This window comes from Planococcus beijingensis (assembly GCF_016820615.1).
Taxonomy (GTDB): domain Bacteria; phylum Bacillota; class Bacilli; order Bacillales_A; family Planococcaceae; genus Planococcus; species Planococcus notacanthi.
The window spans coordinates 1,187,497-1,201,071 of the sequence record NZ_JADHDZ010000001.1; the positions used below are offsets into that span (position 1 = coordinate 1,187,497).

Sequence of the window (13,575 nt, forward strand, 5' to 3'; positions counted from 1 at the left end):
CGCCTTTGCGTGTCTCACGAAAAAGCGTCGATTACTTTAGTGGATCGACGCTTTTTAGCTGAATCCAACTAGATCAAAGGAGTGTTCCGATGTTCACAGTTCAAAATCTATTCATCGCTGTTTGGGTGATCGGGGGCATCTTATCAGTCATCGGTAACTTTCGAAAAGGCATTATATGGGTCGTTCCGACCTTGGTTTTAACCTTATTCATGCTATTCGGTTTCTGGTACGACTCGCAAGGGGACAGCCATTTCGCGCCAATCACCATGTTGGTCATCCTGTCTGTCAGCTTGTTGGATGATATCGTCTATTTCGCACTTGGCCGGATGCCTGCCGGGCTATTCAACCGGCCCGAGCCTGCAGAGCCGATTAAAGAATTGATCCGGAGGTTTCTGTCTTTTGCGGTGACCCTGGGACTCATTTTCCTCATCAGCTCATATTTAATGTAATTTCATCAAAAATGCCACCTTCGAAATCAAATGATTTCATAGAAGGTGGCGTTTTTTCGTAACGGGCCAATTGCCGATAATTATTTATAGAGTGTTGAACAGTTCCATCCGAATCCGTGATATATGCTTCTCCATCAGCTGCTTCGCTAAGTCGCTGTTGCCGTCGGCGATGGCAAGGTAGATTTCTTCGTGTTCTTTGAGTGTATCCTGATGCCGGTTTTTATCGGTGAACCGTTGGCTGCGGGTAGCCCTTATATTTTCTTCCATCCGTTTGGCGAGTGTTTCCATCAAATCGATCAAAAGTTGGTTCTTTGCAGCATAAGCGACCTGAAAGTGGAAATCCAAGTCTGCCTGGACGCCCATTTCCGGATCGTCTACGGCGTCAGCCATTTGCGACAGCACATGCCGAATGGCTTTTAGGTTCTGAGAAGTTGCCCGTTGTGCTGCCAGAGAAACCGCTTCCACTTCAAAAGCTCGGCGAAGTTCGAGCATGTCGTCGATCAATTGAGCTTGTGTCTCCTCTATGTGCGTGCGGAGTTCTTTGCCGAGCGTATCGCGTTTGGAAGCAGCGAGGAAACTTCCGCCCCCTTGGCGTATTTCGATAAATCCTTTGCTTTCCAGTCCCTTCAATGCTTCTCTCACTGAATTTCGGCTCACGCCGAACAGAACGGCGAGATCCCGTTCGGAAGGAAGCCGGTCACCGGGATGTAAATTTTGTTCCAAGCAGAGCATGTTTATCTGTTCGACAATCAATTCATAGGTTCGTTTCTTAGGATTCAAAAAGATTCTCTCCCCGCCAGCTTTATTCTACTTTTCATCATCATACAGAATATTTTTGTAAATGTCTGAACATTTCATTGTGATTTTCAGAGTATTATGTATAATTAGGTTAATTGGTTGGACCAATTCTTAAAGAAAGTATAAACCTTTCTTTTATTATAGTGAATTTTACTAAAGGAGCGATACAACATGGCAATCGACAATCAGGAAAAGATCCTTGAAAGCTTGAAGGAGCACTTGACACCAGAGCAGATCAGCGTCAATGAAACGGTAAAAGAATTACATGGAAAAGATGAATCCTATCACAAAATGGAATTGCCGGACATCGTCGTTTTCCCTGAAAACAAGGAGCAGGTTTCGGAAATTATGAAAATCTCGTCGCGGTACCGGATTCCCGTCATCCCGTTCGGACTCGGCTCCAGTTTAGAGGGCCATGTCATTCCGCAAAGCGGCGGCATCACCATCGATTTTTCATTGATGAACAAGGTCTTGGAAGTGTTTGAAGAGGATTTTCTTGTGACCGTACAGCCCGGCGTAACACGGACTCAGCTGAATAAGGAACTGAAGAAATACGGCTTGTTTTTCACAGTAGATCCAGGAGCGGATGCGACGCTTGGCGGTATGGCCGCCACCAACGCCAGCGGCACTACATCAGTGAAGTACGGAGTTATGCGTGATCAAGTAAGGGATTTGGAAGTGGTATTGGCGGATGGAACCTTTATCCATACCGGCAACAAAGCAGCAAAATCTTCCTCAGGCCTTCACTTGAATGGATTGTTTGTCGGTTCAGAAGGGACGCTCGGCTGCTTTACTGAAATGACGCTTCGTGTATACGGCATCCCGGAACACATCACAGCAGCCCGCGCGTCGTTCCCGACGGTTAAAGACGCCGTGGAAGCCGTCGTATCCATTTTACAGGCAGGCATCCCGATTGCCCGCGTCGAACTGGTGGATGAGCAATCCATGGTACAAGTCAACAAATACAACGAAACCGCTTATACAGAGGGGCCGACACTGTTTTTAGAGTTTCATGGCAATGAAGCGGGACTGCGTCAGGACGTGGAATTCATGCAGGAAATCGTCCAAGGGCATGCCTGCATCGAAGTGGCGTTTGAAACGGATACCGCAGCGCGCAACCGCTTATGGGAGGCACGCCATACCTTGGCTTATGCCTATATCCACGGGCATCCAGGCAAAAAAATGATGGTGACGGATGTCTGCCTGCCGATTTCTGAACTGGCAGGAGCGGTCAGCCATGCACGGGAAAATCTGATGGCACTTGAATTGCCAGGGGGCATCGTGGGGCACGTCGGCGACGGCAACTTCCATGCACTCATCATGATGGACATGGACAACCCGGAAGAAGTGGCCAAAGCGCAGGAATTCAATGAACGCATCGTCTTGTATGCACTTGAACGCGGCGGCACATGCACGGGAGAACACGGTGTCGGCATCGGCAAGAAAAAATACCAGCAACAAGAACACGGAGCTGCACTGGACGTCATGGCAAAAATCAAAGCAGCCCTGGATCCGAATAATTTGCTGAACCCTGGAAAAAATATCAATGTCGATCATAAGGAGCTGACCCAATGAAAGTTTTGCAGTCCATTAGTGCAGTCGCCGGAAAATACTTTGCCGTCTGGGTCATCCTGATTGCGTTGCTGGCCTTTTTCTTCCCAGCCGCGTTCCTGGGCTTCGGCAGCTACATCACCATTTTGCTGGGAGTCGTCATGTTCGGAATGGGCTTGACGCTGAAGCCAGTCGATTTCAAAATCATCTTCAAAAGTCCGCTCCCTGTCGTCATCGGAGTAGCGGCACAATTTTTAATCATGCCGTTTGCAGCATTCGCCATCGCTTATGTATTGAAATTGCCGCCTGAACTGGCTGCGGGACTCGTGCTCCTCGGCTGCGTTCCTGGAGGGACGGCATCGAATGTCATGGTCTACCTGGCTAAAGGAAATCTGGCGCTGTCCGTTGCGATGACGTCATTATCAACCTTGCTGGCACCGGTCATGACGCCACTGTTGTTATTGCTGCTGGCGGGCCAATGGCTTCCGGTAGATCCGTTATCGATGTTCCTGTCGATTGTTCAAGTAATCATTATCCCGATTGCGCTGGGCATTCTGGTTCAACGGTTTTTCCCGAAAGTAGTCGCAAAAAGCGTTACCATCGTACCGCTCATTTCCGTTGCCGCTATTTTGATCATTGTGTCAGCCGTCACAGCGGCCAATGCGCAGAATGTCATCAGCTCAGGTTTCATCGTGTTCCTGGCCGTCTTTTTGCATAACGGCTTTGGCTTACTGCTGGGCTATTTGACCGCTATGGCAATGGGGCTCAACGAAACAGACCGACGTGCCATTTCACTCGAAGTGGGCATGCAGAATTCCGGCTTGGGCGTCGCCTTGGCGACAGCGCATTTCAGTCCGCTTGCTGCACTTCCGAGTGTATGGGGTGCGATCTGGCATAATATTTCCGGACCGATTCTTGCGACGATTTGGTCGAAGAAATCGGCTGATAAGAAGGAAGTAGTTGGGGTGGATAGAGGGGTAGAGGTTAAGCCTTGGAAAGCTTGAGTCATATAGAAGTAATTTTTTTCTATAGGAATAAGTTGAACTAGTGTTTATGAATAAAAGTATTAGGGAGTGTCCATACTATCCTAAAATAAAACAGACGGAGAAAAAGGTCCTCTTTTTCTCCATCTGTTTTTTTCGTTTTAAGATGTTTTTTGAAAGCAACTACTGGAGGCAGGTTACTTTCAAGAGATTGTAAGCCGATGCTACAATCTCGAATTCCTTGAACACTTTTTCAAAAACCTGAAGATGAAATCTCAGATACAACCGAGTGCCATTGAGATGATCGAACGCACTTTCTACCTCAATTTTACAAAGCCGCTTTTACTGAAAGAATTCTGCGCAGAAAAAGAACCGACGAAATTAAAAAAAAATAAAAAATTGAATATTCTGTGTTATTATAATGAATACTTCGTAATACGTAATAAGTACGGTGTTAACGAATAATTCTAGATGCTTATTGAGTAGAATGAACACTAAGAAATCGGTATAAATTTATTGATTTACCTTACAAGATAGGTAGTTATTAAAGGAGGAGGTGAGGAAAGGAAAGAATTTTCCGAAGTGCAGGAAGGTAATCATATGATTTGTAATTCAGTCTGGAGGGAATTGAATGGACAAGAAGCCCGTGAATAGTTCTGAAGAAAAAGTAGTAGAATCGAAGGGGATAAATGCCTTTGTTCTCATTTTTGTTGTTATTATTATTGCTGCTATTTTAACTTATATTATGCCAGCAGGAACATATGAGAGATCAGAAATTGATGGAAGAACCGTTGTGGACCCTACAAGTTTCACTTTTACTGAATCATCACCTGTAAGTTTTATGGGAATTTTTAATAGTGTCCACTTGGGGATGATTGAAGGTGCGGGCATTATATTCTTTGTCTTTATGGTAGGCGGGGCATTTGGAATATTGAAAGCTACCGGAGCACTGGATGCCTTAGTAACATTTTTAACAATTAAACTGGCTAATAAAGCAGGTCTTTTAATTCCAATACTCATGTTGTTCTTTGCAGCTGCAGGTACCTTAATGGGGATGGCGGAAGAAACCTTAGTCTATATAGGTATTTTGGTTCCATTAGCGATTGCTTTGAGGTTTGATGCTATTACGGGATTTGCTATCGTATCTCTTGGTGCATCAGTAGGGTTTTCAGCAGCAGTTATGAATCCATTTACAGTCGGTGTAGCACAAGGAATAGCCGAATTGCCGACATTTTCAGGAATCGGTTTAAGGTTGGCACTTTTAGCTACTTTGTATATTACTGCTGTTTGGTATGTATGGCGATATGCGAAAAAAGTGAGAAATAATCCGAGTATCGGTTTCTATGGGAGTCATGATTCAAACACAAAAGTAGAAATGGATTCAACATACAAGATGCAAACTCACCATAAATTTGTATTGATTGTTTTTTTGATTAACTTTATCGTCCTCATCTTTGGAGTCTTAAATTATGGTTGGTATATTACAGAGATTGCTGGATTATTCTTGCTTTTCGGCATTTTAATAGGATTTATTGGAAAATTATCACCAAGTGAAATCGCAGATAGCTTTATAGAGGGAGCTAAACTTCTCGTTCCTGGAGCTTTAGTGATCGGATTCGCTCAAGCGATATTAGTTATTTTTCAAAGTGGAATGCTCATGGATACAATTTTATATTATGCCTCTGGAGTATTAGAGAACTTACCGGCAGCTTTAAGTGCTATTGGAATGTTTATTTTCCAGTTGTTTTTTAATTTCTTAATTCCTTCTGGCAGCGGTCAAGCAGCTCTGACGATGCCGATTATGGCTCCTTTGGGCGACTTAATCGGGGTTACTCGACAAACGACTGTATTAGCTTACCAATTAGGGGATGGAATCTCGAATATATTATTTCCGACCGTAGGTTTCTTTATGGCGGGTTTAGCCTTAGCGGGAATTCCGTGGGGCAAGTGGATAAAATGGGTATTTCCTTTTGCTTTAATGCAAGTGGGAATTGCTATCGTATTTTTACTAATTGCTCATTTCATTCAGTATGGACCATTTTAAGGAGGTGGCCTAATGAAATTGAATCAGCTCCGATCACTTTCAGAATGGAGTATCGTCCATAGACGGCTTCTTCACCAACAACCAGAAATATCAGGGAAAGAATATAAAACCCATGAATACATTAAAAAAATTATTAAAGATTTAAATTTGAAAATATTGGATTATCCTTATCCAAGTTTGATAGCGTATCTTCCGGGAACAGTTGGGAATAAAACTATCGCATTGCGTGCAGATATTGATGCTCTCCCTATTCAAGAAGAAGGGGATAAAGATGGGTATATGTCTCAAATTCCTGGAGTTTCTCATGTATGTGGTCATGACGGCCATATTGCGATTTTGCTGGCAGCAGCTAAATGGATGTCGGAGAATCGCGGCTTAATCGAACCTAACGTAAAATTCATCTTCCAGTCAGCTGAAGAAATTACGCCAAGCGGTGCGCAAGAGCTGATTCAGGCAGGAATTTTGAATGATGTAGATGCAATTTTCGGTATTCACCTGTGGCAAGGGTTGGAAAAAGGGAAGATTGGATTGAATTACGGACCAATGATGGCTTCAGTGGATGATTTTGAAGTAACAATCGAAGCGAATGGCGGGCACGGATCAATGCCTCACGAAACTATAGATCCAATCTATATTGCCTCTCATATAATCCAGTCGTTCCAGGCGATTACAAGCAGGCAAATCAATCCTATGGAACCTGCAGTTATTTCGATTGGAAAGATTATCGGTGGAACCAACTACAATATCATTCCTTCAACCGTGAAGATGTTGGGAACCATGCGAACAGTGACTCCTGAAACCCATAGGTTTATCCAAGAACGTATTGAGCAACAGGTTGCTGGAATATGTTCAACTTTTTCTGCTACACACAAAGTTGACATCATCAAAGGAACACCACCGCTAATCAATGATGAAGAGCAGAGCCGATATGTAGAGCAGGTCATAAAAAGCTATATGGGAGAGGAAGCTTTTGCGTTAATGGGAATTACTATGGCCGCAGAAGATTTTTCCTTTTATCTGCAAGAAAAGCCAGGAGCTTTCATTTTTGTTGGGATAAAAGGAGAGAAAAGCAGATTTCCTCACCATCATGCAAAATTTGATTTGGATGAAGAAGTTTTTGAATCTGCGATTCAATTATTCATCAACATTGTTTTAGACTATCCATCTAATTAACTTTTGAAATTAGGAGGAAACAGATGTTAAAAGCGACTTTTCAAGATGTATTGATGGCAGCCACCAGGCTGAAAGGCCGGATCAACGAGACTCCGCTTATTTATTCTGATCAACTTTCTAAAGACACGGGTGCAGATATTTTTATCAAAATGGAAGCTTTGCAAAAAACAGGTTCCTTTAAAGTTCGTGGCGCATTAAATAAAATGGATGCATTAACTGAAGAAGAACAGAAACGGGGTGTCGTAACTGCTTCAGCCGGAAACCATGCACAAGCTGTTGCATACGCCACTAAGCTCAAAGGGATTTCAGCAAAAATCGTTGTGCCGATGTCAACACCCGAGACAAAATTAGAAGGCATCAAACGCTATGGTGGAGATTTGGTGATTCATGGCGATCTATACGATGAGGCAGAAGAACATGCACTACAACTTGCTGAAGAAACTGGAAGAGTGTTTGTCAATGCATTTGAAGATGATTTAGTAGTGGCCGGACAGGGAACTGCAGGATTGGAAGCTCTGTTGGAGCAGCCTGACGCGGATATTTTATTGATTCCAGCAGGTGGGGGTGGCTTATTGTGTGGAGTAGCGCTGGTAGCTAAAGCCATTAATCCGAACATTAAAGTTATTGGTATTCAAACAGATACTTCCCCGCCCTGGTATTATTCCTTTCAAGCAGGGGAGTTGGTGGATGTCGAGTATTCGCCCTCTTATGCAGAAGGGTTGCACGGAGGTATTACCGAAGGGAACTTCAATCTTGCGAAAGGAATCGTTGATGATTTCGTGTTGGTTACAGAAGATGATGTCGCAAAAGCCATGTATTGGATGGCCAAACAGCATCATTATATGTTAGAAGGATCAGCGGTGGTGGGAATAGCAGCTTTGCAGAGAGGGCTCATACCGGATATTGCCGGCAAGAAAATTATCACTATCGCTACAGGCGGAAATGTGGATATCGGCAGGCTTGCACAATTTCATACTAAGTTTAAAGATCTTAGTATATAAAAAGGAAGAAAACAGAAAGTTGAAATCACCTTCTTTAACTCTACTAGCTTGTTAATTCAAGATAAGCCACCAGCTAAGCAAGTGGTCTGCGTATTAAAAGAAAATAGCGGAGAAATATCTATAAACTTAAGTTAAAGGAGTTGTGTTATGAAAATCGATAAAGTCGAATTATTTGGAATCAGATTGCCCTTACATGAACCGTTTATCGTTTCCTATGACAAATACGATGATATGCCTGCCATTTTAGTGAAAATAGAATTAGAGAATGGTGTCGTTGGGTGGGGAGAGGCAGTACCGGATCAACATGTGACGGGGGAGACATGGCATTCTGCTTTACAAGTTTTAGAACATGAGTTAGCCCCCTTACTTTCAGACTTAAGCCCTTTTCAGATTGAATTGATTCATCAAAAAATGAATAAAAAAATCCTGGGGAATCCCTCTGCTAAAGCAGCAATAGACTGTGCACTATACGATTTGATGGGGAAAATCACAGAGCAGCCGGTCTATCAGCTTATAGGGGGAAAAACCCATGATTTTCTCGTGATGCCTCAAGTCATCAGCATTAAATCTCCGGATGAAATGGCGTCTGATGCTCGACGGATGGTCAGGGAAGGTTTCAGGAATCTAAAGATAAAAGTAGGAACGGATATGGAGACGGATATTGAACGAATTCGTGCCGTTCGAAATGCTATTCCACCAGAAGTTAAGTTGCGTGTGGATGCCAACCAAGGATGGGATCGGACATCCGCCATCACTGTGATTGATCAGACAAAGGATTGTTTAGTAGAGTGGTACGAACAACCAGTTTTAGCAGATGATATTCTGTCACTTCAGGAGATTCGAAAGGTGTCCCCTGCAAAAATTATGATTGATGAAGGTATTCACAGCACTCATGATTTACTGAATGTCATAAAAACTCGTTCAGCAGATATGGTCAACATCAAATTGATGAAAGCAGGAGGGATTTATCCCTCATTGGCAATAGCAAATATGGCAGAAGCAGCTGGACTGCCATGCCAAGTGGGGTCAATGGTAGAGTCTGCAGTAGGAACAATGGCGGGGGCTCATCTCGCTATTTCCAGAGATATTATTCAATCCAATGAACTTGTGGGGCCGTTTATGATTTCAAAGGATATTGGGAAGGTCTCATTTGAGGGCGACGTATTGAAATTCCCTGAATTGCCAGGACTAGGTGTTGTAGTGGACGAATCGCTTGTGAAAGAGTTGTCTGAAGTCCATATTATTATTTCGTGAAGGAGCATATCTATGAAAATAAAACCGTTTGCGATAGAAGAGTGGATGAATGAGTATGAAAATGATGCTGTATATAACCTTGCAGAGACGTGTGTGGATTCCCTGAGTATTGAAGAATTAGTGACAATCGGAGGCCAGGATTACGATGCCTTCTTCCGAACAATTGCAGATAAGAAAATGACGTATGGCCATATCACCGGGTCTCCAAAGTTCAAGAAGAACGTAGCGAAATTATATGAAAAAATGGAACCCGAAAATATCCTTTCCATGAATGGAGCGATCGGCGCTAATTTTCTTGTACTTTATACATTGGTGGAACCGGGCGATGAAGTTATTTGTGTTGACCCAACGTACCAGCAACTGCATTCAGTGCCGGAATCTTTTGGAGCTGAAGTAAAACGATTACGTCTTACTCCGGAAAATAATTACTTGCCGGATTTGGGGGAGTTAAAGTCGCTGGTAAATCCTAAAACGAAATTGATTATCATCAACAACCCCAATAATCCTTCAGGCTCTGTTATGGATGCTGCTTATCTTTCTAAAATCGTGGAAATCGCACGCAAGCATGATGCTTATCTGTTATGCGACGAGGTATATAGAGGCTTGTGGCAAAATCCGGAGACGGACATTCCGGCGATGGCGGATCTATATGAAAAAGGCATCAGTACAGGCAGTATGTCCAAGGCACTTTCCTTGGCCGGTTTACGCCTAGGCTGGATTGCGGGACCGAAAGAGTTGATTGAGAGATGTTTGATTCGTCGTGACTACACAACCATCAGCAATGGACGTATCGATGATCTGTTAGCGGCTCATGCATTGGAAAACTACGATGCCATCATGTCACGTAATTTGAAAATCATTCGCGATAATCTGCAGATTTTGGATGAATGGGTGGAAACAGAAGAAAAAATCACATATTTTAAGCCGCAGGGCGGAACAACTGCAATTCTTCAATACAGTGTTGATATTCCTTCTGAGCAATTCTGCATCGATTTATTTAAAGCAAATGGCGTTTTTTTAGCTCCAGGGGATTGTTTTGATTTACCAGGTAGCGTACGTATCGGATATGCCTGTTCAACGAAAGTGCTACAGAACGGATTGGAGAAACTTTCGGAGTATTTAAAGACTATAAATTAAGCGAAAAAGCAGTGGGGCGGAAATTTGCCCCACTGCTTTTTATTTTTGTGATTCCAGATAAGTAGCTGCAAAAACCTTTGCGATCATTTCCATAGCCGGTTCGTGAAAGTCAAACTTTTCATGGTGGTGCGGAAACGAATTTTCACCGTTTGCTGGGTTTGCGCCAACAAAGAAAAAGGCGCCGGGAATTTTCTGAAGGTAATAAGAAAAATCTTCTACCGGCATGATGGGGGCGATGTCTTTAAAACTCTCTTCGCCAAAAGAATCATTGACGGCCTGTCGGACGATTTCCACTTGTTCCGCATGGTTCCATAGCGAGTCATATCCTTTGTCTATTTGAACATCGACTGTGCATCCGAGTGCTTGTCCAACTCCTGTGGCAACTTCTTTAATGCGTTTACCCGCTTTTATGCGCAAATTCTCATCGAATACCCGGATAGTTCCTTCCAATACTGCTTTTTCAGGAATGACATTGTCCGCGTCTCCAGCATGAAATTTGCCGATTGAGATGACGAGTTCCTTTAAAGGGTCCGCGTTGCGGCTCACAATCGACTGCAAAGCGACCATAATGTGGCTGGCAGCTAATATGGGGTCGATACCTGTATGTGGTTCAGCGCCATGAGTACCTGATCCATTTACGACGATTTTAATCGCATCTTCAGAAGCTTGGAGGTAACCTTCACGTCCGTATACATAACCACTGTCCATTTTCGATTGAAGATGAGCGCCATAAATAAAATCTACGCCTTCTAAACAATCGTCTTCTATCATAGCGGTGGCGCCGCCTGGTGATAGTTCTTCTCCAAATTGGTGGATCAGCACGATATTTCCTGCAAGTTCGTCTTTTATTTCATTCATGGCTTTTGCAAAGGCCAGCAATGCGGCGGTATGGCCATCGTGGCCACAGGCATGCATCACGCCGGGAACAGTGGACTTATAAGGTACGTCTTTGGCATCCTGGATGGGAAGAGCATCGAAATCGGCTCTGAAAGCGATGGTTTTACCAGGCTTGCCTCCTTCGATTTTCCCGACAACGCCTCGCCCACCGACGCCTCGACGAACCGGAATGTTTAGTTGTTCCAAATAATTTGCAATGAACTCAGGTGTTTCAACTTCTTGATGCGATAATTCGGGATGCATATGGAGATGGCGCCTTATATTTGTTATTTCAGATGAATCATTAGCAATGCTATTGAAAATTCGGTCTTTTAATGTCATTTCGGCATCTCCTTTTTACAAATTGTACTATAAAAAATTGTGAGATTGATATGGTTTTTCCAAATTAGTGATTAATGATGAAATTTTCTATTGGCCTTCGATACACTGATCGAATTCAGCTATAGTCTGGAACCAACTTGAAAGAAAAAATACAAAAAGGCTAGGAGAAGGATGTGAAATAAATAGAGTTTTGTGTTGTAGTTACTTTGATTTTAATTATTTTATAGTGATCTTGACAACGTCTCCATTTAAAAGTAGAGAAGCTGCATGTGATGCAAAGCACGGTGAAGTTTAGAACTCTTATTCAGTGGAGTTATTAGAGGCAGTAATAAATAAGTTAGATATGAATCTGTTCACTCCAATTTCCTCACTTTCAATAAACTAGCCGTAGCCTAATAAAAGTGTCATATTTGTGAGGAAATTGGTCAATCTTATTTGTGGAAACCTGCTCTGTCCTAATTGTGATAAATTGTTCTCTCTAGATTAGCGTTTACAAATAGCCATGCTATACGACTATAAGTATAAAATTATTTATAAAAGTAAAAAAGAACTTGATTTAGCAATCAAGCCAATTATTAGTGACAAACTTTTCGAAGTATTATACTTTGTTATTCCTGATGTCGAGGACGATAAAAGATAGTGTGGATTTATTAATGAAAGGGTGCGATTGAAGATATGAGAGATTTATTCTCGTGTCTTTTTTTATGTATAAAGGAAGAAAAAGAGGGCAATGTCAGCAGCAGTTAAATTGGTTAAATTAACATGCCATTAGATTACAATATTCTTTTACGAGTGTTTTCCATAAATATATCAATTGGTTATAATAATAGAGGATTGTCTAAACTTAAGAATCTAAACTAGCAAAGAAAATGATTTATGTTTTAAAAGTCTAGAAGTTTAAATTGCATTTAAAATTGTGTGATAAAAGATATAACACTTTCTCTACTAATTTATTTAAACCTTTGCGTAGAGAAATTGCTCGGGTAAGGTTAGTTCTCGAAGAATATTAAATTTTTTGTTCTTTAGCTTAACTGATAAAATCCCATTTTTATTTTCAGGTTCTACTGAAGTAGTATTAATGCAGTAAGATCTCAATTTTCTCAGACTTTCTCCCCTGTTGTGTATTTTATTTTCTAGCTGTTCAACTTAATATGAGAATCTACATAATAATTCTCTATAAATTTCTCGGTCATGCTTTCATCTCCCTAAATATAATAAATAGAAGATATACTATATAATTAATATAATGGAAAAAGATTCAAGTTATATAATGTTGGACGAGCTCCGTTTTATAGACTAAGAAGTAGAGGGAATCGATAATTGAAAAAGAAAGTAGGAGCTGTTATGAAACAAAAACTTTTTGATTTGAGTTATCAATTTAGATCTTCGATTGAACAAATGGGCATTGAAAAATTCCCTCAATCCTTATTTTTTGAGAGGTTTCCACAGGGCTGTTGTGGAGATACATCAGATTTGCTAGCTAAGTATTTAACAGAACATAATATTTATGCTGAATATGTGTGGGGTATTAACAGTAAAGGTCTATCACATGGTTGGTTAGAATATCAAGGTTGGATTGTCGATATAACAGCAGACCAATTTAATGAAATTCAACAATCAGTATTAGTTACAACAGATAAAACTTGGCATTCTAAATTCAAAGAAAGAGGTAGGGGAATAAGAGATTTTGAGCAATTCAATGAATACAATAAAGGGCGGCTATCTTTAATCTATAACTATATAAAAGAAAGTATGAGTACCGAAAATAGCTAGAAAACCAAGTAGATTCTTTTTAACACTTTACATTTCAAAATTTCTACTTGGTAATAGAAAGCTTTTTTTAAAAAAAAGAATAATTAATAAGACCATATTAATAAGAAAAACCATTTTAAAAGGTTAAAAAATATAATATACATCAAAGTTTGACTTTGTTGGATGAAGTGGAAAAGTAATTCAAAATGACAGAG

At 41.5% G+C, this 13,575-nt stretch carries 11 protein-coding genes; 9 read left to right on the forward strand and 2 right to left on the reverse strand.

Features of this window, described 5'->3' with window-relative positions:
• The first annotated feature begins 89 nt into the window (after positions 1–89).
• Complete coding sequence (locus tag IRE19_RS05700) at positions 90–449, forward strand: hypothetical protein (protein WP_203339599.1); 360 nt, start codon at positions 90–92, stop codon at positions 447–449.
• 84 nt (positions 450–533) lie between these two features.
• On the opposite strand, the gene IRE19_RS05705 is transcribed toward IRE19_RS05700, so the two are convergent.
• Entirely contained in the window at positions 534–1,229 is a 696-nt protein-coding gene (locus IRE19_RS05705; protein WP_203339600.1) for a FadR/GntR family transcriptional regulator, read from the reverse strand.
• 189 nt (positions 1,230–1,418) lie between these two features.
• Between IRE19_RS05705 and IRE19_RS05710 the strand changes: the two genes are divergently transcribed.
• The 7 genes from IRE19_RS05710 (at position 1,419) to IRE19_RS05740 (ending at position 10,390) form a co-directional block, all read left to right on the forward strand.
• Positions 1,419–2,822 (forward strand): FAD-binding oxidoreductase, encoded by a 1,404-nt coding sequence (locus IRE19_RS05710; RefSeq protein WP_203339601.1) that lies wholly within the window; start codon positions 1,419–1,421, stop codon positions 2,820–2,822.
• Positions 2,819–3,802 (forward strand): bile acid:sodium symporter family protein, encoded by a 984-nt coding sequence (locus IRE19_RS05715; RefSeq protein ID WP_203339602.1) that lies wholly within the window; start codon positions 2,819–2,821, stop codon positions 3,800–3,802. Before IRE19_RS05710 ends, IRE19_RS05715 begins: the two co-directional genes overlap by 4 nt.
• A gap of 610 nt (positions 3,803–4,412) precedes the next feature.
• Positions 4,413–5,825 (forward strand): YfcC family protein, encoded by a 1,413-nt coding sequence (locus IRE19_RS05720; RefSeq protein WP_203339603.1) that lies wholly within the window; start codon positions 4,413–4,415, stop codon positions 5,823–5,825.
• Positions 5,826–5,837: 12 nt separating this feature from the next.
• Complete coding sequence (locus tag IRE19_RS05725) at positions 5,838–6,998, forward strand: M20 metallopeptidase family protein (protein ID WP_203339604.1); 1,161 nt, start codon at positions 5,838–5,840, stop codon at positions 6,996–6,998.
• 23 nt (positions 6,999–7,021) lie between these two features.
• Positions 7,022–7,999, forward strand: coding sequence for a threonine ammonia-lyase (locus IRE19_RS05730; protein WP_203339605.1), 978 nt, complete (start codon positions 7,022–7,024; stop codon positions 7,997–7,999).
• A gap of 147 nt (positions 8,000–8,146) precedes the next feature.
• Positions 8,147–9,253, forward strand: a complete 1,107-nt coding sequence (locus IRE19_RS05735) for a mandelate racemase/muconate lactonizing enzyme family protein (RefSeq protein WP_203339606.1) — start codon at positions 8,147–8,149, stop codon at positions 9,251–9,253.
• A 12-nt stretch (positions 9,254–9,265) separates the two neighbouring features.
• Positions 9,266–10,390 (forward strand): aminotransferase, encoded by a 1,125-nt coding sequence (locus IRE19_RS05740; protein ID WP_203339607.1) that lies wholly within the window; start codon positions 9,266–9,268, stop codon positions 10,388–10,390.
• 39 nt (positions 10,391–10,429) lie between these two features.
• On the opposite strand, the gene IRE19_RS05745 is transcribed toward IRE19_RS05740, so the two are convergent.
• A complete protein-coding gene (locus IRE19_RS05745) occupies positions 10,430–11,608 on the reverse strand; it encodes a M20 metallopeptidase family protein (protein WP_203339608.1) in 1,179 nt (392 codons plus the stop codon).
• Positions 11,609–12,928: 1,320 nt separating this feature from the next.
• On the opposite strand from IRE19_RS05745, the gene IRE19_RS05750 reads away from it, so the two are divergent.
• Complete coding sequence (locus tag IRE19_RS05750; protein WP_203339609.1) at positions 12,929–13,381, forward strand: hypothetical protein; 453 nt, start codon at positions 12,929–12,931, stop codon at positions 13,379–13,381.
• Positions 13,382–13,575 lie beyond the last annotated feature (194 nt).